General features: G+C 58.7%; 17 protein-coding genes and 1 tRNA gene. 14 read left to right on the top strand and 4 right to left on the bottom strand.

Annotation, left to right across the window (positions count from 1 at the left end; all coding sequences use genetic code 11):
* Positions 1-3: 3 nt before the first annotated feature.
* The 4 genes from IU367_RS12625 to IU367_RS12640 form a co-directional block, all read right to left on the bottom strand.
* Positions 4-2,118, bottom strand: coding sequence for a sigma 54-interacting transcriptional regulator (locus IU367_RS12625; RefSeq protein ID WP_274452069.1), 2,115 nt, complete (start codon positions 2,116-2,118; stop codon positions 4-6).
* 363 nt (positions 2,119-2,481) lie between these two features.
* On the bottom strand, positions 2,482-2,880 hold the full coding sequence (locus IU367_RS12630) for a hypothetical protein (protein ID WP_065403213.1): 399 nt from the start codon (positions 2,878-2,880) through the stop codon (positions 2,482-2,484).
* Positions 2,881-2,962: 82 nt separating this feature from the next.
* Positions 2,963-5,107 carry a formate dehydrogenase subunit alpha gene (gene fdhF, locus IU367_RS12635; protein WP_274452070.1) on the bottom strand — a complete coding sequence of 715 codons (2,145 nt, stop codon included), beginning with the start codon at positions 5,105-5,107 and terminating at the stop codon, positions 2,963-2,965.
* Between the two features lie 136 nt (positions 5,108-5,243).
* Positions 5,244-5,858 (bottom strand): 4Fe-4S dicluster domain-containing protein, encoded by a 615-nt coding sequence (locus IU367_RS12640; protein WP_043138358.1) that lies wholly within the window; start codon positions 5,856-5,858, stop codon positions 5,244-5,246.
* Between the two features lie 605 nt (positions 5,859-6,463).
* Here IU367_RS12640 and IU367_RS12645 point away from each other — a divergent pair.
* From IU367_RS12645 to selA, 14 genes are all read left to right on the top strand, one after another.
* A complete protein-coding gene (locus tag IU367_RS12645) occupies positions 6,464-7,102 on the top strand; it encodes a DJ-1/PfpI family protein (RefSeq protein ID WP_274452071.1) in 639 nt (212 codons plus the stop codon).
* A complete protein-coding gene (locus IU367_RS12650; protein WP_274452072.1) occupies positions 7,099-7,575 on the top strand; it encodes a GrpB family protein in 477 nt (158 codons plus the stop codon). The genes IU367_RS12645 and IU367_RS12650 overlap by 4 nt, the downstream gene beginning before the upstream one ends.
* Positions 7,576-7,695: 120 nt before the next feature.
* Positions 7,696-8,118, top strand: a complete 423-nt coding sequence (locus tag IU367_RS12655) for a GNAT family N-acetyltransferase (protein WP_274452073.1) — start codon at positions 7,696-7,698, stop codon at positions 8,116-8,118.
* A 590-nt stretch (positions 8,119-8,708) separates the two neighbouring features.
* Positions 8,709-10,577, top strand: coding sequence for a low affinity potassium transporter Kup (gene kup, locus IU367_RS12660; protein WP_098984253.1), 1,869 nt, complete (start codon positions 8,709-8,711; stop codon positions 10,575-10,577).
* Positions 10,578-11,154: 577 nt separating this feature from the next.
* Entirely contained in the window at positions 11,155-11,835 is a 681-nt protein-coding gene (locus IU367_RS12665; RefSeq protein WP_274452074.1) for a 4Fe-4S dicluster domain-containing protein, read from the top strand.
* Positions 11,835-13,706 (top strand): hydrogenase 4 subunit B, encoded by a 1,872-nt coding sequence (gene hyfB, locus IU367_RS12670; protein ID WP_274452075.1) that lies wholly within the window; start codon positions 11,835-11,837, stop codon positions 13,704-13,706. Before IU367_RS12665 ends, hyfB begins: the two co-directional genes overlap by 1 nt.
* A 1-nt stretch (position 13,707) precedes the next feature.
* Positions 13,708-14,661: a respiratory chain complex I subunit 1 family protein gene (locus IU367_RS12675; protein WP_274452076.1), complete on the top strand. Its 954-nt coding sequence runs from the start codon at positions 13,708-13,710 to the stop codon at positions 14,659-14,661.
* A gap of 79 nt (positions 14,662-14,740) precedes the next feature.
* On the top strand, positions 14,741-16,459 hold the full coding sequence (locus IU367_RS12680; protein WP_241278118.1) for a hydrogenase large subunit: 1,719 nt from the start codon (positions 14,741-14,743) through the stop codon (positions 16,457-16,459).
* A gap of 9 nt (positions 16,460-16,468) precedes the next feature.
* Complete coding sequence (locus IU367_RS12685; RefSeq protein ID WP_241278119.1) at positions 16,469-17,029, top strand: formate hydrogenlyase complex iron-sulfur subunit; 561 nt, start codon at positions 16,469-16,471, stop codon at positions 17,027-17,029.
* Entirely contained in the window at positions 17,029-17,844 is an 816-nt protein-coding gene (locus IU367_RS12690) for an NADH-quinone oxidoreductase subunit B family protein (RefSeq protein WP_169045970.1), read from the top strand. The genes IU367_RS12685 and IU367_RS12690 overlap by 1 nt, the downstream gene beginning before the upstream one ends.
* Positions 17,837-18,250 carry a formate hydrogenlyase maturation HycH family protein gene (locus IU367_RS12695; protein ID WP_274452077.1) on the top strand — a complete coding sequence of 138 codons (414 nt, stop codon included), beginning with the start codon at positions 17,837-17,839 and terminating at the stop codon, positions 18,248-18,250. Before IU367_RS12690 ends, IU367_RS12695 begins: the two co-directional genes overlap by 8 nt.
* The gene (hycI, locus tag IU367_RS12700) at positions 18,250-18,741 is read left to right on the top strand and encodes a hydrogenase maturation peptidase HycI (RefSeq protein ID WP_274452078.1); all 492 of its coding nucleotides are present in this window, start codon (positions 18,250-18,252) and stop codon (positions 18,739-18,741) included. The genes IU367_RS12695 and hycI overlap by 1 nt, the downstream gene beginning before the upstream one ends.
* A 213-nt stretch (positions 18,742-18,954) precedes the next feature.
* A tRNA-Sec gene (locus tag IU367_RS12705) sits at positions 18,955-19,046 on the top strand.
* A gap of 267 nt (positions 19,047-19,313) precedes the next feature.
* The gene (selA, locus tag IU367_RS12710) at positions 19,314-20,777 is read left to right on the top strand and encodes an L-seryl-tRNA(Sec) selenium transferase (protein WP_274452079.1); all 1,464 of its coding nucleotides are present in this window, start codon (positions 19,314-19,316) and stop codon (positions 20,775-20,777) included.
* The last annotated feature ends 3 nt before the right edge of the window (positions 20,778-20,780 follow it).

Consider the following 20,780-nt stretch of genomic DNA (forward strand, 5'->3'; position numbering starts at 1 on the left):
CCCTTAGTTGAGGGTCTGGGGGGCTTTCGCCGAGATACCGAGCCGCTTCATCTTCGACAGCAGGGTGGTGCGTTTCATGCCGAGCCGGTTGGCGGCGCCCCGCTCCCCCGCGACTATGCCGTTGCATTCGCGCAAGGTGTCTATGATGGTCTGGCGCTCGTCCTCCACCCCCTCGCTCTGGCCGCAGCCGCCCTTGAACAAGGCCTGCTCGGGCTCGTCATAGACCAGGGTCTCTATCTTGTGATAGCCCTTGAGCGGCATCAGCTCGTCCGGCGAGAGGTTGAGCACATGGCCCCGGGTCATCACCACGGCGCGCTCTATGATGTTTTCCAGCTCGCGGATGTTGCCGTACCAGGGGAGCGACACCAGCATCTTCATGGCATCGGCCGGGATCGAGGTAATGTTGCGGCGCATCCGCTTGGCGATCTTCTTGATGAAGAAGTTGACCAAGAGCGGTATGTCTTCGCGCCGCTCGCGCAGGGGCGGCAACTCGATGGGAAAGACGTTGAGCCGGTAGTAGAGATCGCTTCTGAAGCGCTTGTTCTTGACCATGGAGAGCAGATCGCAGTTGGTGGCCGCCACCAGCCGCACGTCGATGGCGATGGGGTTGCTGTTGCCGACCCGCTCCAGCTCGTGTTCCTGCAATACCCGCAACAGCTTGGGCTGCAAGTCCAGCGGCATGTCCCCCACCTCGTCCAGAAACAATGTGCCCTTGTGCGCCCGCTCGAAGCGACCGATGCGCTGGGCCAGGGCGCCGGTGAAGGCCCCCTTCTCGTGGCCGAACAGATCGCTCTCGATGAGGCCGGTGGGAATGGCGGCGCAGTTTACCTTCACCATCTCCTGTTCGCGGCGATCGCTCAGCCGATGGATGGCCTGGGCGATCAGCTCCTTGCCGGTGCCGGTCTCCCCCAGGATCAGCACTGAGCAGTCGCTCTGGGCCACCAGCTTCACCTTCTCCAGCACGCTCTCCATGGCGGCGCTTTGATAGATGATGCTGGAGAAATCGGCGTTGGGCTCGAGCTCCGCCACCCGGATCGTCTTCTCGCGAGCACCCGTGGTGTTGGAGATCTCCTGCTGCGCCTGCACGTTGTTCATGGCAATGGCGGTGCGGGCCGCCACCTGCTCCAACAATGAGATGTCGATGTCGGCAAAGAAATCGGCATCCGGGTGGGAGAGGATCAAGACCCCCAGCAGGTTGCCCCGATAGCGCAGCGGCAGTATGCAGGAGCTGTCCGCATCGGCCGGCAGTATCTGGGAGCTGAAGCGGCAGCTCGAATCGCAGCCGTGGCCCTGCTCCCGATAGATGAAGAAGGGTTCGCTGTGGCCGAGCGCCCCCTGCAGACAGTTCTTCTCGAAGCAGGAGTGGTTGATGATGCCGGGCTGATCGCTCTGCTGCTGATTGACCAGATAGCTCTTGAAGCTGTCGGAGGTGGCGTTGTACTCCGCCAGACAGAGGCTGCTGATGGAGAAGTGGTGCTGCAGTATGGAGAAGAGGCTCCTCGGCAGCTCGGCGATGCGCACCAGTTTGATCACCGCATTGGTGACATCCACCAGGATCTTGCAGCTGTCGCGCTCCAGACGCAGGGAGTTGGCCTGCTCCAGGGTGCGCTCCTTGTCGAGCACGTTCTCGAGAGCGATGGCGACGATGGCCGCCAGCTGGGTCAGCTTGGCCAGGGTCTCCATCGGGAAGGCATTGGCCGCCGGGCTGATGAACTCCACCCCGCCCAGGTGGCTGCGGGCCGTGGTGATGGGCAACTGGCAGTAAGAGTGCAACCCCTCATACACCCCGGCCGCCGCCAGTAACTCGCAGCGGTTGTGAAAGCGGGCCGCGGGCAGCACTATGGCCTGCTCCCTGGAGAAATGGAGATCAGCCTTGGCGCAGACCAGGTGCTTGGGGCCCTTCTCCCCCATGAAGTAGAAGAGGGCCTCCTCCCCCGCCCCCAGATTGAGGATCAGGTTGACCCGGGTCACCCCGGCGAAGCAGGCGTCGATCCGGTTCAGCTTCTTGATGAAATCATCCAGGGTGACGGCGGAGAGCAGGTTCTTGGAGAGAGAGAGAAAGCCGTCATCCCAGATGGGTGAGATGTCGGTTAACGGAATGGCACTCACATTCAGCATTCTGGCCTCACGTTACATCTATATGGGCAAAAGATTGCAGGCACATTGCGGTCAGCAACGACGGTAAACAACAGGTCAGCCAGATCCGTCAGATGTTATAATTAATTTTTAAAAACTTAACGCTTAATTATAAAAACTAACATGCCTTGAAATAGCTTCTCACTGCCTGACGCATAATAAGGTAGCCCTACCCCCATTACAACCAGACAGGCCAGCGCCAATATCCCGCCATCACTACCAAATATGCTCACATTGGCTCACATATATTGCCGTGCTCCGCCAATTCCTGTCGGCTCGCGTCGCCGCATGGCGTCGCTTGATGGGTTGACTGGATAGCCGCCGCTTGCCCATGGCTGCACCCCGTCAGGAGGAGATGAGCTGGTAGTTGTAGAGCTTGAGGCCACCCAGGATGAAGCCGGCCGACAGCAGCTGAAATGCAATCAATAACCCACTGATATTGTCGGCTATTTCTGCAGACACCGCCTGATGGGTGAGCAGGATCACCAGCGCCAGCAAGCCCGTCAGCAAGCCGTTGACCAGGGTGGTGGAGAGAAAGGCGATGAGCCAGGCCGCCTGCACGCTCAGCGCCGCCAGCACGGCGCCCATGGCGATGCGCGCGGCGATAAAACAGCCGAAGAAACCGAACCCCAGCAGAAATATCAACTCGTCGTGCCACCAGAAGCAGACCAGCCCCAATAACATCACCAGAAAATAAGCGGAAACATAAAAGATCCCGAATGAGAGAGTTAATTCATTTTTCATGAAGGACACCTGCCAGCTGAAAAAAGGATGAGAGGATCCGGGCCCTGTGAACAGAGCCTGGATCCACTTTATTTAACGACGATTACCCCTTGGCGGCGCTACGCAATTTCGCCTTGAGCGCACTGTATTCAGTCTGGACGTACACTTCCGCCTCTGGCTGATCCTCAATGCGCTCAATCTTCACCGCGCAGTACTTGTACTCCGGGGTGTAGGAGACGGGATCAAGGTGCTCTATGGTGAGCTCGTTGCACGCCCCGATCCACCACTGGTAGGTCATGTAGACCACACCGGCGTTGACCCGCTCGTTGTAGTTGGCCCGGGTGATCACCTTGCCGCGCCGCGACGAGATCCAGACCAGCGCCTGATCCTTCACGCCGAGCCTTTGCGCATCACTCGGGTGGATCTGCACATAGCCCGGCTCATCGGCCAGGGTCTGCAGCGCAGAGCAGTTGCCTGTCATGGAGCGGCAGGAGTAGTGACCCACCTCCCGAACCGTGGAGAGCACCAGCGGATACTCGGCGCAGGGCTGCTCCAGCGGCGCCCGCCACTCGGAGGCAATCAGCTGGCCCTTGCCGCTCGGGGTGGTGAACACATTGCCCTCGAACAGGGTGCTGGTGCCCGGGTGATCCTCGGTCGGACAGGGCCACTGCACGCTCTTGAGATCGGCCATCTTGTCGTAGCTGACCCCGGTATAGAGCGGGCAAAGGGCGCGCATCTCGTCCCAGATCTGGTTGGTATCCCGGTACTCCATGGGATACCCCATGGCGGTGGCCATCAGCGAGAAGATGGCCCAGTCAGGCTTCACGTTGTCTGGCGGCGTCACCGCCTTGTAGAAGCGCTGGAAGCCGCGATCCGCCGAGCTGTAAACCCCCTCGTGCTCGCCCCAACTGGTGGCGGGCAGGATCACATCCGCCATCTCGGCGGTCTGGGTCATGAAGATGTCCTGCACTATCACCAGATCCATGCCCCCCAGGGTGCGCCTGAACTGGGCCAGGTCGGCCTCGGTCTGGGCCGGATCTTCACCGAAGATGTAGAAAGCCTTGCACTTGCCCTCCTCCACCTTGTGGCTGAGCTCGGTCAGGCGATAGCCGGGCTTCTGGGAGAGCGCATCCACCCCCCACGCCTTGGCAAACTTGGCGCTGATGGCAGGATCAGACACGGACTGATAGCCCGGGAACTGGTGCGGCAGCATCCCCATGTCGCAGGTGCCCTGCACGTTGTTCTGCCCGCGCACCGGACCGCAGCCGGTGCCACGGCGACCGAAGTTGCCGGTCAGCAGCGCAATCCCGGCGAGCCCCTTGACCACATCCACCGCCTGACCGTACTGGGTCACGCCCATGCCCCACAGGATCATGGAAGCAGGCGAGGCCGCATAGGTGCGAATGGCGGCGCGGATATCGGCGGCTTTGAGGCCGGTGATCCCCTCCACGTATTCCGGGGTGTACTTGGCTACCAGCGCCTTGTAGGTCTCAAACCCCTCGGTGTAGTTGGCGACGAACGCCTTGTCATAGAGGTTCTCGGCGATCAGCACGTTGCCGAAGGCGTTGACCAGCGCCATGTTGGAACCGTTTTTGAGCGGCAGCCACTGATCGGCGATGCGGGCGGTTTCCACCATGCGGGGATCACACACAATCACCTTGGCCCCGTTCGCCTTCGCCTTGAGGATATGGCGGGCAACTATGGGGTGAGAGTCAGCAGCGTTGTAACCAAACACCAGCAGGCACTTGGTCTCTTGAATTTCGGGAATGGCGTTGCTCATGGCGCCGTTGCCTACAGTTGTCTCCAGACCGGAGACTGAGGGTGCGTGTCACACCCTCGCGCAGTGGTCGACGTTGTTCGTCCCCAGCACGGCGCGGGCAAATTTTTGCATCACATAGTTGGCTTCGTTACCGGGGCCACGGGCCGAGCCCGTGGTCATGATGGCGTCGGCACCGTATTTGGCCTTGATGGCAGACAAACGGCTGCTGGCAAAGTCGATGGCTTCGTCCCAGGAGACGGATTCGAGCTTGCCACCGCGCTCGCGGCGGATCATAGGGCTCTTGAGACGGGGGGTCAGCAGGTTGGTGTCGTTCAAGAAATCCCAACCGTAATAACCCTTGAGGCAGAGCTGCCCCTCGTTGGTCCGGCCGTTGGCGCCTTCGGCCCCCACCACCTTGTCGTTTTCAACCAGCAGGTTGATCTTGCAACCGGTGCCGCAATAGGGGCAGACGGTAATGACTTTTTTCATGACTCACACTCTTGTTTGTTAACGGTAAAAGGCTGTTAACGATAAAAGGCCTTTAACGAAAATGGCTTGTCAGGGGTAGAGAGCACAGAGGCGCAAGCGGCGCCCAGCAAGGGGCTGCGCACGCCATCTTGATGCCTTACCCCTGTGCCAACACCGGCTGACGCTGACAGGCCGCCATCGCCTCGGCACTGGCCAGCTGCTTCTGGCGGTTCAGCTCGCCGAGCGACTCCGGCGTCACCAAGCGCAGCGCCTGGGTAGGACACACCTCGACACAGGCCGGGCCCGCTTCACGGTGACGGCAGAGATCGCACTTCAAAGCTTGCGCCTTGGTCTGCGGGCGCTTGAACAGCGCATCGGCCGCGGGGGCCACCTCTTTCACCACCACCGCCATGGCACCGTAAGGACAGGCCACCACGCAGGATTTACAGCCGATGCAGCGCGCCTGCAGCACCTTGACGCAACCATCCTCGCTGACAATGGCATTGTTGGGGCAGGCCACAGCACACGGCTTGTCTTCACACTGGCGGCACAGCACAGGCGTGGTCACCTTGCTGCCGACGATCACCTTGAGGCGCGGCTGGAAATAGCTGTCCTTGGAGACCAGATGTCCATCCTCGATGGCAAGACGCAGGCCGCCCTCCCGCTCAACGGTACCCGCGCAGGACGTTGACTGGTGTGACACGGCGCAGGCCACCTCACAGGTACGGCACCCAATACAAAGACTGGGATCTGCAATCACGAAGCTGTTCATAGAGAGGGATCCTAAATGTTTCGTTACTGCCGCACTGGCATCGCCCGGCGTGCCCAAGTGTCATCGCCTCAGGGACACACACTCGAACACCGACGACGCAGCCGGCTCACCCACAAAGCATTTATCAGACCAAAAGCGGGAACGGGCCAAATAAAGTTCGCAACCAGCTGAAAACAAAGGGGTAATCAGAAACGGGGACGACGACTTTCAGGCCGATGACGATGATGACAGCTTCGCCGAACTGTGATCGACACGACAAAAGTGACGAGCTCGACACCGGCGGACAGCCCCCTGCCCCACGTGGTGAACGGGGAGATAAACAACACCATCAAAGAGGATGCCGGAATGGCTTATCGTTTGGTTTTACTATCGCGCCAGCCCAGCTTCATCAAGCCAAACCGAACGATAAATCGCCCTTTAGTGTCAATTTTATTGAACCAGAGCGGGTTTTAGGTCCCTGCCCCTTCTGTTTTTCACCTGTCCAGTTACTATGTGCCACTTGGCAACCAGCTTCGTTGGGGGAGCGTTTCCATGCAGATAGGAAATAAAATAACGCAGGTTAAAAGCTGCTGAAAGAATAATGGCCAAAATATTATAGGTGATATATGTATAAGGTAGGAATTGTCTTATTTGATGACTTTACAGATGTAGACTTCTTCTTAATGTACGATTTACTTGGTAGGACAACTGATAGCTGGACAGTAAAAATTTTAGGAACAAAACCATTTCACCAATCTCACCTTGGAATTTCAGTGAAAACTGACGGTGATATTTCTGAGGTAATTGAACAAGATGTCATACTCATCACCAGCGGTAAACATGGCATTCCTGCAGCGATTAAGAATCATGACTTTATGTCCTCGTTAATACTGGACCCCAGCAAACAGCTTATAGGCTCAATATGTGCAGGTTCCTTCATTTTGCATGAGCTGGGGTTACTTAAAAATAAAAAATTAACAACTAATCCTGATGCAAAAACTGCTTTAGAAGCACTTGGCGGTGATGTGCAAGATTTACCTCTAGTTGTTAATGGTAATATTGCAACTGCAGGAGGCTGCCTTTCGCTGATGTATTTAATTGGTTGGCTCGCAGAAAGATTGTTTAATGTTGAAAAGCGAAGAGTGATTCAAAATCAGTTACTCCCTGCGGGCCAACGAGATATCTTCGAACAGTTGATATCATCAACTATTAAATCCGCAGAAATGAGTAATATTCATGACAATGTAGCCTTGGAGAAAACATGAAATTTTATAGTGCAGAACAATACCAGCAGTCTTGCGAGCTGCTGTTTTCCAGATACAAACTTGATATACAAAAACTTATCCCTGATGCAAGAGTTGAACATGTTGGTTCATCCTCAATCCCTAATGCCATTTCCAAAGGAGATTTGGATATATTCGTCGGTGTCGAGGCTAGCCGGCTTGATTTTTCAGTGGAATTATTACTATCCACAATGAAACTCCAAGAAAAAATAGACACATTGAGAACTCCAGAGCTATGCATGTTAGAATCCACTAGTGATGATAATGTTGCATTGCAAGTTGTGGCTAATGGTTCCACATTTGAACTTTTTTTGACTTTTCGTAATAAATTACAAGCAAATAATCAATTGACTCAGCAATACAATGAATTAAAGAAGTCGTGCGAAGGGTTATCTCAAGACGAGTACCGCAAAAAGAAATCTGCATTTATAGAATACGTTTTATCATTGGCATAAAAATTAGCTTTCCAATGAAAATTTGTACTGCCTAACATTATTATTGATTTCTGGTGCAATTTACTTCGCGAATGAACTATATGACTACGATTGATTTTATTTTCAATGGAATAAGGCCTGATGAATATAGAAATTTACAACAAACATCAAGATGAGATTTTCAATGTACTTGTTGATAATCTGAGAAAATTCAACTTTAAGATGATGGGTGAGGAGAGATCCCAACCCTTGATAATTGTCATACGTGATGATAGCGGCGAGATTGTCGGTGGCATTGCCGGACGAACCATTTATCATCAGCTTTTGATCGAGGTGCTTTGGGTACATGACGACAAGCGAGGTCAGGGGCTCGGCATTCAATTGATGGAGGTCGCTGAGCGTGAAGCGAAGGCACGAGGCTGTATTGCCGCTCAAGTAGATACTCTGTCGTTCCAGGCGCCCAAGTTTTATGAAAAAATGGGATTTCAGATCGTCGGTAGGGTGACTGGTGTTAAAGATAGTCCAGAGCGTTACTTTTTATTGAAACACTATCATGAAGCATAATCTGAATCGTAGGGTGTAATAAGCGCAGCGAATTACACCTCTTACGTATGTTCAATTAGTGGTGCAATTCACTTCGTTCATTGCACCCTACGTATATCTCCTCTCTCTTTGTTTGATAGTGGCGGCTGTTGTGGTGGTCATATCCTTTTCCCTTCCGTCCCTGCCCCAGACCAAATAAAGACTCTATCGCCACCCAACACAGTCCTCTTTACCCACAGCGCCATCAATTTATTGGTCAGCATTTTATCGTCTATTTTTCAACCAGTCCGATTGAAAACTCTGGCCAATATGGATACTCAGAGAAAACAAACGCTTGCACGCGTCCCGACGGGTTATTTCAATCATTGGATAATTAATGATTTCGTTCAAAAGTCCCTTTTGATTATTTATACCAGAGCATAAACCCACGATGTGTGTGTCATCATACGCTTAACGGCAGATGAACAGACTGTGTCCCATAATGAGCCCCTTTATATCCAGTTAGCTCCCTTTCCCATCGCAATTTCTTAATGCTATCCCGATTGAATATCAGGGTTTTTCCTGATCGCTCGGGCCCTTGTGCTTTGGCAAACGTGTAACAAGATAACCTCATGAGCTGTGATAACAAACAAGCCCTGTCCGGCGTCACGCTGGCGGCGATTGGCGTGGTCTATGGTGATATCGGCACCAGCCCCCTCTATACCCTGCGAGAGTGCCTGTCGGGTCAATTCGGGATCGGGGCCGAACCCGCCGCCATCCTGGGATTTCTCTCCCTCATCTTCTGGCTGCTGATCCTGGTGGTCTCGGTCAAGTACCTCTCCTTCGTGATGCGGGCCGACAACGCCGGTGAAGGGGGCATTCTCACCCTGATGTCACTGGCCACCCGCAACGCCTCTCCCCGCTGGACGCCTGTGCTGATCATCCTGGGGCTGATTGGCGGCAGCTTCTTCTATGGCGAGGTGGTGATCACCCCGGCCATGTCGGTGATGTCGGCCATCGAGGGCTTGAGCCTGATGGCCCCCTCCCTCGACCCCTATATAGTGCCGCTCTCCGTGCTGGTGCTGACCCTGCTGTTTGCCATTCAAAAACATGGCACCGCCATGGTGGGCAAGCTGTTTGCCCCCATCATGCTCACCTGGTTTCTGACCCTGGCCGTGCTGGGGCTGCGCAGCATCATCCAGAATCCCGAGGTGCTGGGGGCGCTGAACCCCATCTGGGCACTGCGCTTCTTCGCCGAGTACCAGACCACGTCCTTCTTTGCCCTCGGCGCCGTGGTGCTGGCCATCACAGGAGTGGAGGCGCTCTACGCCGACATGGGCCACTTTGGCAAGAACCCGATCCGGCTCGCCTGGTTTGTGGTGGTGCTGCCGTCGCTTGTGCTCAACTACTTCGGCCAGGGGGCCCTGCTGCTGGGCAACCCGGCGGCCATCGCCAACCCCTTCTTCCTGCTTGCCCCCAAATGGGCGCTGCTGCCGCTGCTGGTGCTGGCGACCATGGCGACCGTGATCGCCTCCCAGGCGGTGATCTCCGGGGTCTTCTCCCTCACCCGGCAGGCGGTGCGGCTCGGTTATCTCTCACCCATCCGCATCGTCCACACCTCAGAGCAGGAGTCCGGCCAGATCTATATTCCCGTCATCAACTGGATGCTCTATATCTCAGTGGTGATCGTGATCATGAGCTTCGAGCACTCCAGCAATCTGGCGGCGGCCTACGGTATCGCCGTCACCGGCACCATGGTGCTCACCTCCATCCTCTTCTGCTCCGTGGCCAAGAACAGCTGGCGCTGGCCCACCTATCTGGTGGCTGCCCTGTTCGCCCTGCTGCTGGCCATCGACGTGCCGCTGTTTGCCGCCAACCTGGGCAAGATCTTCTCCGGTGGCTGGCTGCCGCTCACCCTGGGCGCCGTCATGTTCACTCTGATGACCAGCTGGAAGAGCGAACGCTTCCAGCTCATTCGCCGCCTGAACGAGCACGGCAATTCGCTCGAGCCCATGATAGCCTCGCTGGAAAAATCCCCGCCGACCCGGGTGGCGGGCACAGCCGTCTATATGTCGCGGGTGGTCAATGTGATCCCCCATGCGCTGCTCCACAACCTCAAGCACAACAAGGTGCTGCACGAGCGGATAATCCTGCTCACCCTGCGGGTGGAGGATGTGCCCTACGTCCACAACGTGCGCCGGGTCTGCATCGAGCAGCTCTCCCCCACCTTCTGGCGGGTGGTGGCCAGCTACGGCTGGCGCGAGACCCCCAACATGGAAGAGATCTTCCACCGCTGCAACGCGGAGGGCTTGAGCTGCCGCATGATGGAGACCTCGTTTTTCATGGCCCACGAGTCGCTGATCATGAAGGAGCGCCCCTGGTACCTCTATCTGCGCGGCAAGCTGTTTATGCTGCTGCAACGCAACGCCCTGCGCGCACCGGATCAGTTCGAGATCCCGCCCAACCGGGTGATCGAGCTGGGCTCGCAGGTGGATATTTGATGGCGTTTTTGATGGCATAAAGAACGCCAGCAAAAGAGAGGGAGGCTTTGGCCTCCCTCTCTTTTGCCGTTAACCCCAATTACCGGCCCCTCATCCCCAGCCCTTCTCCCGCAAGGGGAGAAGGGAGCAAACCACGACGACCCCCACAGACACCCCACCCTAGGGTGCAACAGGCGCAGTTCAGTGCATCGCGACCATATGGCTGGCTTTCCCCTCATCTCCAGCCCTTCTCCCGCGAGGGGAGAAGGGGGAAAACCACTGCGAGCAGTGCAATTTACTTCGTTCTTTGCGCCCTACTCCCTACCGCAGACGAATAACCCTTCCGCCCTTCATTACGACCCCGCATTGCTCCCCGTCGGCACTGTTTTTCCGAGGTGACGAAGCCTCTTCCACCCTTCGTCACAAGTGACGAACGTCACACTTCGACACTGTACCGTGTCCTGGTCACGGCTCGACACAAAATTTAAAGTCATTTAAAAACAGCAAGTTGAAATCAATTTTACGCCAATAGTCAATCTGGCCCGCATTTTGCCATCCTGCCCTTATTCTCTCCGTTCGCGACACGACAAGGTAGGCTATGAACCGCTTCGTTATCGCTGACCCCAAGCTGTGTATCGGCTGTGGCACCTGTATGGCGGCCTGCAGCACGGTTCACAAGGCGCAAGGTTTGCAGCAAGCCCCCCGATTAACCGTTATGCGACACGAGCAGGCGACCATGCCGGTTCAGTGCCGTCACTGTGAAGACGCCCCCTGCATCAAGGTGTGTCCGGTCGAGGCGATTGCCCAGACGGGCGATTGCGTGCAGCTCAACGAGTCGCTCTGCATCGGTTGCAACCTGTGCGCCGTGGCCTGCCCGTTCGGCGCCATCCAGAGCGGTGGCAGCCGTCCGGTGGCCATGGCCAACAGCTACGACACCTATATCCCCAGCTCCATCCGCTCCAGCAACCCCTCCACCTCCGCCGGTCTGCGCTGCTTTGGCGAAGATCTGCTGAGCTGGGAGCCCGGCGTGCGCAGCATAGCGGTCAAGTGCGACCTCTGTGAATTTCGCGCAGAAGGCCCCGCCTGCATTGAGGCCTGCCCCTCCCAGTCACTGAGCATGGTCAACGACAATGCCTGTGCCAGCGCCGCCCGCGACCGTCGCATGCAAGCCGCCAACGCTCACCCAGAAGGTGCGCCCGCATTCTCGGCCTCTGCATGCACGACCACTGCGGCCACGCCCCCTTCACCCGACGCTTCAATCACAGAGGGAGTTCGCTGATGTTGTCCCCGCTTGTTATGGGCACACTCGTGCTCTTTCTATTGGGCGCGGCCGCCGGTCTGTTGCTGCAAAAGCAGCCCTGGCTTGCCAACCGCCTCAATAGCGGCCTGGCCCTGCTGGGCTCCCTGGCCGGTGTGGTGGTTGCCGTTCAAACCCTCACCTCGGGGGCACCGATTGACGGCCAGCTCTGGCTGCTGGGCTCGGTGCACCTCGATATGCTCGCCGCCCTGATGCTCTTGGTGATCACCCTCGTGGGCGTCGCCGTCTCCCTCTACTCCTTTGCCTATATCCGCGAGTACCAGGGCAAGGGGGATGTGGCCATTGGCGTGCTGATGAACCTCTTCCTGTTCGCCATGGTGGGCATGGTGCTGGCCGACAACGCGCTGGGTTTCTTGCTCTGCTACGAGCTGGTGACCCTGACTACCTACTGGCTGGTCAAGACCAACCCGGACGCCGCCAAGCAGAGCCGTCTCTATCTGGTGATGAACCATATCGGCATGGCGCTGGTGCTGATCGCCTTCTGGCTGCTCTGCCGCGAAAGCGGCTCGCTGGAGTTCGCCGCCCTGCGTGAACACCATCTGGCGGGCGGATTGGCATCCCTGGTGTTCCTGCTCAGCTTCTGCGGCTTTGGCCTGCGCGCCGGTTTCGTGCCGCTGCACGGCTGGTTGCCGGTGGCCGAGCCCGTCGCCCCCTCCCATATCTCGGCGCTGATGTCCGGGGTGATGGTGAAGCTCGGGCTGTTCGGCATTCTGCGGGTCAGCATCGATTTTCTCGGTGCCAGCCAGCTCTGGTGGGGCTACATGGTGCTGATCTTCGGAGCCTGCTCGGCTGTGCTCGGGGTGCTGTTTGCGCTGGCCGAACACGATCTCAAGCGGCTGCTCGCCTACCACACGGTGGAGAACATCGGCATCATATTGATGGGGATGGGCATTGGCATGATCGGCATCGCCAACCAGCAGCCCACGCTGGTGGTGCTGGGGCTGCTCGGTGCCCTCTATCACCTGCTCAACCACGCCATCTTCAAGAGCCTGCTGTTTATGGGCACAGGATCTGTGATGTTCCGCCTCCACACCCGCGACATGGACAAGATGGGTGGCCTTGCCAAGCTGATGCCCTGGACCGCGCTGGCGTTCCTCATCGGCGCCATGGCCATCTCGGCGCTGCCGCCCCTCAACGGCTTTGTCAGCGAGTGGTTTATCTATCAGGCCTTGCTTTCCATGACCAAGCTCGGTACCTCCGTCGTCGCCCCGCTGGCGGTGGTGATGCTGGCGGTGACCGGTGCCATGGCGGTGATGTGTTTCGTCAAGGTGTATGGCATCTGCTTCTGCGGCGCACCGCGCAGCGAGAAAGCGAGTCAGGCCCGCGAAGTACCCAACGCCATGGTGGCAGGCACCCTGCTGCTGGCCGCCGTCTGCCTAGTGCTGGGTCTGGGCGCCCCCTGGATTGCCCCCCACATCGCCAGCTATGGCCAAGCCTTGGTAGACAGCCAGATGAGCGTCGCCACCGGTGCCACCCTGCTGCCGCTGGATAGCAGTCAGGCGATCCTCTCCCCACCCGTTATCGCCATAGCTCTCTTTGGCCTGTTCCTGATCCCGCTGCTGGTCGTGGCCATCTTCAAGGGGCCCAAGCTGGGTCGTCGTCACGCCGGTACGCCCTGGGCCTGCGGTTACGCCTATGAGGAGCGCATGAGCCTCACCTCCGGCGGTGTCACCCACACATTGCGCCAGCTCTGCGCGCCGCTTTATCGCAAGCAGCCGCAGCTCGATCTGGCCAGCGCCCTGTACGGGGTGAGCGACGCCCCCGGCAACACTGGCTGGATCCTCCATGGCGTTGTGCTGGCGCTCTTTATCCTGATGGCTGTAGGAGTCTGATATGCCTGTTCTTGAAATGCCGAGCTGGGGCATGGTTGCCCTCGCCCTGACCCAGGCCATCGCCATGTTGGCGCTGGCGCCGCTCGCCACAGGTTTCAACCGGGTGCTGCGGGCAAAAATGCACTCCCGTCAGGGGCCGGGCCTGCTGCAGGACTACCGGGATATTGCCAAGCTCCTGCGCCGCCAGGAGGTCACCCCCGAGCCTGCCGGCATCATCTTCAACCTGATGCCGGCGCTGCTGATCGCAGCCCTCTTGCTGGTGGCGATGGCGCTGCCGACCCTGACCCAGGAATCCCCCTTCCCCATCGCCGGGGATCTCATTACCGACATCTATCTGTTCGCCATCTTCCGCTTCTTCTTCTCCCTGGCGGGTCTGGACAGCGGCAGCATGTTTGCAGGGATTGGTGCCCGCCGCGAGCTGACGCTGGGCATTCTGGTGGAGCCCATTCTGGTACTCGCCTGCTTCATCATGGCGATGATGGTAGGCAGCTCGGATCTGGGCAACATCAGCAGCTATGTGGCCAACCAGCCGCTGGCCGCGCCCATCGCCACCCTGCTGGCCGGTGCCGCCTGCGCCTTCGCGGTCTTTGTGGAGATGGGCAAGCTGCCCTTTGACTGCGCCGAAGCCGAGCAGGAGTTGCAGGAAGGGCCGCTCACCGAGTACTCAGGTGCCGGTCTGGCGCTGCTCAAGCTCAGCATGGGCCTCAAGCAACTGGTGGTGGTGCAGCTCTTTTTGGTGATCTTCCTGCCCTTCGGCAAGGCGGCGAACTGGAGCCTGCCCGCACTGGCGGTGGCGGCCCTGATCCTGCTGTGCAAGCTGCTGGTGGCCTTTCTTCTTGCGGGCATCATCGAAAACGCCATGGCCCGCACCCAGTTCGTGCGCACCCACAAGCTCACCCGCTATGGCCTGGGTCTGGCGCTGCTGGCGCTGCTCGCCTATCTGGTCGGGGTATAAGCCATGCCCGCCATCACAGCTGTTTTTTTCGATTTCACCTTTTCCGATTGCTCATTCCCGAACATAAAGTGAGAACTGCATGACCATCGCCATTTCGGATCGCATCGGCTGCGACTATATCCAGCAACTGCGACAGCAACTGCCCCACGCCATCATCGACGAGCAGTGGCAGACCGCCGATCAGGCCACCCTGACCGTCAAGCCCACCAGCCTGGTGGCCCTCACCAGCCTGATCTTCCACAAGCAGGGGGGTTGGCTCTCGGTTTCATTTGCCAATGACGAGCGCAGCCTCAACGGCCACTTCGCCGTCTATCACGTCTTCTCCATGGAGGGCGACACCAAGAGCTGGATCACCGTCAAGGTGCTGGTCAACGCCATAGAGCAGGAGTACCCCTCCATCACCCCGACCATACCGGCGGCTGTGTGGGGCGAGCGGGAGATCCGCGACATGTACGGCCTGCGCGCGGTCGGCCTGCCGGACGAGCGCCGGCTGGTGCTGCCGGACGACTGGCCTGAGGATATCCACCCGCTGCGCAAGGACGCCATGGATTATCGCCAGCGCCCCATGCCCACCACGGACACAGAGACCTACCCCTTCGTCAACGAGCTGGGCAATGAGGCCAACCGCATAGTGCCGGTCGGCCCGCTGCACATCACCTCGGACGAGCCGGGGCACTTTCGCCTGTTCGTCGACGGGGAAGACATCATAGATGCCGACTACCGCCTCTTTTATGTCCATCGCGGCATGGAAAAACTGGCGGAAACCCGCATGGGCTACAACGAGGTGGCGTTTCTGACCGACCGGGTCTGCGGCATCTGCGGCTTCACCCACAGCGTCGCCTACACCACCTCGGTGGAGAACGCCATGGGCATTAAGGTGCCCGAGCGGGCCAAGATGATCCGCGCCGTGCTGCTGGAGGTGGAGCGCCTGCACAGCCATATCCTCAACATAGGCCTGTCGAGCCACTTCACCGGTTTCGACACCGGCTTCATGCAGTTCTTCCGGGTGCGGGAGAAATCCATGACCCTGGCCGAACTGCTGACCGGCGCGCGCAAGACCTACGGCCTCAACCTGATTGGCGGGGTGCGCCGGGACATCTTCAAGGAAGATCGCATCAAGGGTGCCCAGCTGGTGCGGGAACTGCGTGACGAGCTCAAACCCCTGGTGGCCATGCTGCTCGATACCGCCAACATCTCCTCCCGTCTGGTGGGGATAGGCCGGCTCGATCCGCAAATCGCCCGTGATTTCAGCTGCGTCGGCCCCATGGTGCGGGCCAGCGGCTTCAAGCGCGACGTGCGCCGGGTGCACGACTTTGCCGCCTATCGCGAGCTGCCGATGGAGATCCAGACCCTGGCGGGCTGCGATGTGCAGTCCCGGGTACTGGTGCGCATCCACGAGCTCTACGACTCCCTCGACATGATTGAGTTTGGCCTTGAGCACCTGCCGGAAGGGCCCCTGCTCACCGAAGGCTTCACCTATCAGCCGGGCAAGTTTGCGCTGGGCTTTACCGAAGCGCCCCGCGGCGAGAACGTGCACTGGAGCATGACGGGGGACAACCAGAAGCTGTTCCGCTGGCGCTGCCGCGCCGCCACCTACGCCAACTGGCCCGCCCTGCGCTACATGCTGCGTGGCAATACCGTCGCCGATGCGCCGCTCATCATCGGCAGTCTGGATCCCTGCTACTCCTGTACCGATCGGGTCACCCTGGTCGACCCCAGGAAGGGCAAGTCCACCGTGGTCTCCTACAAGGAGATCGAGCGTTACGGCATCGACCGCAAAAACTCTCCGCTCAAGTAAGGGGTCATCATGATCAAGCTGTTCAAGACCATACTCCAGGCGGGCACGCCGACCGCCAAGTACCCCTTCGCCCCCTATGAGGTGAACCGGGATTTTCGCGGCAAACCCAAATATCAGGCCGATCAGTGCATCGCCTGCGCCGCCTGCACCAAGGCCTGCCCGGCCAATGCGCTGGTGATGGAAGTCGACATGGAAACCGGCGAACGGCGCTGGGAGATCTCCATGGCCCGCTGCATCTTCTGCGGCCGCTGCGAAGAGGTCTGCCCGACCCATGCCATCGCCCTCTCCCCCGAGTTCGAGCTGGCGGTGACCAACAAGGCGGATCTCTATGAGGAGGCCCGCTTCGCGCTGGCCCCCTGCACCCTGTGCGGCACCTACTTTGCCCCGAGCAAGCTGGTGGCACTGGTGGAGGACACCCTGGTACAAGCAGCCACCCCGCTGGCGCATCCCGAGCGCCTGCACCACTGCCCCGACTGCAAACGAAAACAGAGCATGCTGAGCCAGCCTGACTCGGCCATAACCACAACACCGATTGCCACACCGATCGCCACACAACAGGAGTGGATGTGATGAGCAAGATCAAAGGCATAGAACCGGTTGTCGGCCATGCCCATACCCGCGCCGTGCCGCTGGCACAGGATCCCGAGATCACCAAACTCAAGAAGACACTGCTGAAAGACATTCGCCGCTCGGCCTATGTCTATCGGGTCGATTGCGGCGGCTGCAACGCCTGCGAAATCGAGATCTTCGCCACCATCACACCGCTGTTCGATGCCGAGCGCTTCGGCATCAAGGTGGTCGCCTCTCCCCGCCACGCCGATATCCTGCTCTTTACCGGCGCCGTGACCAGGGCGATGCGAGTGCCCGCCCTGCGCGCCTATGAAGCGGCTCCCGATCCCAAGATCTGCATCGCCTACGGCGCCTGCGGCTGTGACGGCGGCATCTTCCACGATCTGTACTGCGTCTGGGGTGGCACCGACAAGATAGTGCCGGTGGATGTTTATATTCCGGGCTGCCCGCCCACGCCGGCCGCCACCATCTATGGCTTTGCGGTGGCGCTCGGTCTGCTTGAGCAGAAACTCAAAGCCACCAGCCACCAGGTGCAACCGGGGGAGCGGGTCGAGCTGCGCCACACCGGCATCCCCAATGAAATCCGGGTGATGATAGAGCGCGAAGCGCGCCGCATGGCCGGTTACCGGCAGGGGCGGATCATAGCCGACGAGTTCATGGCCCTGCTCGAAGGGGCGACCCAGCAGGATGTGGATCTGCGCATCCAGAGCTACCTCGCTCAACACGACGACCCGCGCCTATCGGAGATCGTCAACAACCTGGCCAACGCCTGCCTCAATCGGGCAGCAGGCAAGGGAGAGGCTGTGCATGGCTGATCAGGTTTTCTTCTACCGCCTCTCGCGCAAGTTCGTGGACGAGCAGTTCGACGTGCCCGAGGAGGCCAAGGAGGTGATGTACTACAGCCTCGCCATCGGCCACCACCTCGGCATCGTCGACTGTCTGAGCGCCGATCTGGTCTGCCCGCTGGCAGGCTATCGCGACTGGGTGGCCAAGCTGCCCGCCGGCAGCGAGGCGCGCCGCAAGATGGAGGGGTTTCTCACCTTTGGCGAGATCACCGTCTATCGCGAGCACTGCCATATGCTGGCCTGCGCCTTCGACCGACTGCGCAAAGCCGACAATGTGCTCGATGAGCAGCAGCTGGGCTGGACCAACACCTTTATGGATCAGCTCACCGCCCTCTTTAACGACCCCCATATGTACCTGATGGTAAGGAGCCGCTGATGGGCTGCAATCTCGTGTTGACCGTGGGCAATGCCATGATGGGGGACGACGGTGCCGGCCCCTATCTGGCGGACAAGCTGCAAGCCGCCCCCCTGCCCGGCTGGCTCCATATCGACGGCGGCATAGCGCCGGAAAATGTGGTCCACAAGGTGCGGGAGCTGCAACCGGCGCGGGTGGTGCTGGTGGATGCCGCCGAGATCGGCGAGAAGGCGGGCACCCTGCAGGTGATCCCCCCCGAAACCATAGCCGAGATGTTTATCTTCTCGACCCACAATATGCCGCTCAATTTCCTGATCGACGAGCTCAAGACCTTTGTTCCCGAGGTGATCTTTGTCGGGGTGCAACCGGCCATAGTCGCCTTCTCCTTCCCGATGACAGAGATGGTGAGCGGGGCGATGGATTATCTTTATCAGCACCTTGATGCCGCCAAGGATACCAGCTTGTTAATAGAACGACTGGACCAGTGGAATATTTCCAACGCCGAGCGATAACTATTTACCGAGTTGTTAACGAGCGTTATTGACTGACGGTTATGCCAATGTGATCGAGGCCCGATGTTAAATTAAAAACATCGGGCTAATCGTGCTGAATTTGATATAAAACAAGGTTATTTTGATTTTTCAAAAAACCGCTAACCCTCGCTTTTTCATGACAAAAAAAGCGTTGCCAGTCACAGAAATTTGCCACAAAATGGTGGCCATTACGGAAGTTGATGGGGTCTGGTGGCCTCCTCGGTCTTCAAAACCGATGTGAGCCGAGAAGGCTTTGGCAGGTTCGATTCCTGCCTCTTCCGCCAATTACATATATTGGACAAATTGAATCAACCACATTTCAAAGCCGGTTTATGCTTGTTTAAAAACGGTGCTTGCCGCTTGCCAATATAATCCGATTACAGGTTGTCGTTCTGGCCAACAATTAATTTATCAGCATCAATTCATCATTAATTCATGCGCGATATTTGCAAGAATCAGTAACCAGCCAGCACTGAAATAACCCGTCAACTCGGCCTCTCTATCGGCAAAGCTGTGTGCATGTCAAACCCACGCACTGCCCTGGTAATCCCATGCCGAACCCGTCCCACGCGCCAGCCATAGCCCACTCCCACAGCCAGCCCGAGCCAGGGTCGACTGCCAATGATTCACTGCCACTCCGCAGCCAGCAACAAACGCGCCGTCTGCCCCAAGTAGAACAGCTGCTGCAGCAACCCTTTCTCGCTAGGTTTATCGAGGCGCTGAGCCGCCCGCTGGTAACCCAGGCGGTGCGCGACACCCTGAGCGAACTGCGCCAGAGCGAAGATTTTCGCCAGCATGGGGTCACCCCCGAGCAGATCGAGGCGCTGATTGCCAAGCGTTGCCAACAGCAGTTGCGCCAGCGTCAGACCCGGGTGATCAACGCCACCGGCACCCTGGTGCACACCAATCTGGGGCGCTCGCCGCTGAGTACCGATCTGTGGGACGAGGTGCGTGACCTCAACACCGGCTACAACAATCTGGAGCTGGATCTCGCCACCGGCAAGCGCGGCGGGCGCAAGGGGCTGATCGCTCCCCTGCTCGGCTGCCTCACCCAGGCCGAGGATTCGCTGGTGGTCAACAACAACGCCGCCTCGCTCTTTTTGCTGCTGCAGGAGGTGGCCAAGGGGCGCGAGGTGATCGTCTCGCGCGGCGAGCAGATCCAGATTGGCGGCGGTTTTCGCATTCCCGATATTCTGGCCCTCTCCGGCGCCAAACTGGTGGAGGTGGGCACCACCAATATCACTACCGCCAACGATTACCTGGATGCCATCACGGATCAGACCGCGCTGGTGCTGATGGTGCACAGATCGAATTTCGCCATTCGCGGCTTTACCGAATCCCCCGACATCGGCGAGCTGGCCCGCGCCCTGCCGGAGCACGTGGTGCTGGCGGTGGATCAGGGTTCGGGATTGACCACAGAAGAGTTTGCGCCGGACGAAACCTCGGTGCGCCAGTACATCAAGGCGGGGGCGGATCTGGTCTGCTACTCAGGCGACAAGCTGCTGGGCGGCCCGCAATCGGGCATCATCAGCGGCCGCAGCGATCTTATCAAGCGGCTGGAAAAACACCCCATGATGCGCACCTTCCGCCCGAGCCGCATCGTCTACTCCCTGCTGGAACGCCTGCTCATCCACAAGCTCAACAAATCCCCCATCGGCGAGGGCATCGCCCAGCGCACCCTGAGCAAGCCTGCCGCCATGCAGGCCAGGAGCGAGCAGCTGATGGCCGCCCTGCCCGGCTGCTTTGCCGAGGTGCCCGCCCAGCTGGTGGTGGGCGGCGGCACATTGCCGGACGAATTCTACCCGGCGCTGGCGCTCGAATGCACAGATCCGCGCCCGGCCCAGCAACTGCTCGACGCCCTGCGGGAATTGCCGGTGCCTGTCATCGCCACGGTGCGCCAGCAGAAGGTGCTGCTCAATATGGCCACCCTGCTGCCGGCTGAGATGACACTGTTGATCGCCCAACTCAAGGAATTGCTGTTGCCCACCCAGATCAATGCGACAGAGGAGCCCTGATCC

Source organism: Aeromonas bestiarum, from assembly GCF_028751155.1.
Taxonomy (GTDB): Bacteria; Pseudomonadota; Gammaproteobacteria; order Enterobacterales; family Aeromonadaceae; genus Aeromonas; species Aeromonas bestiarum.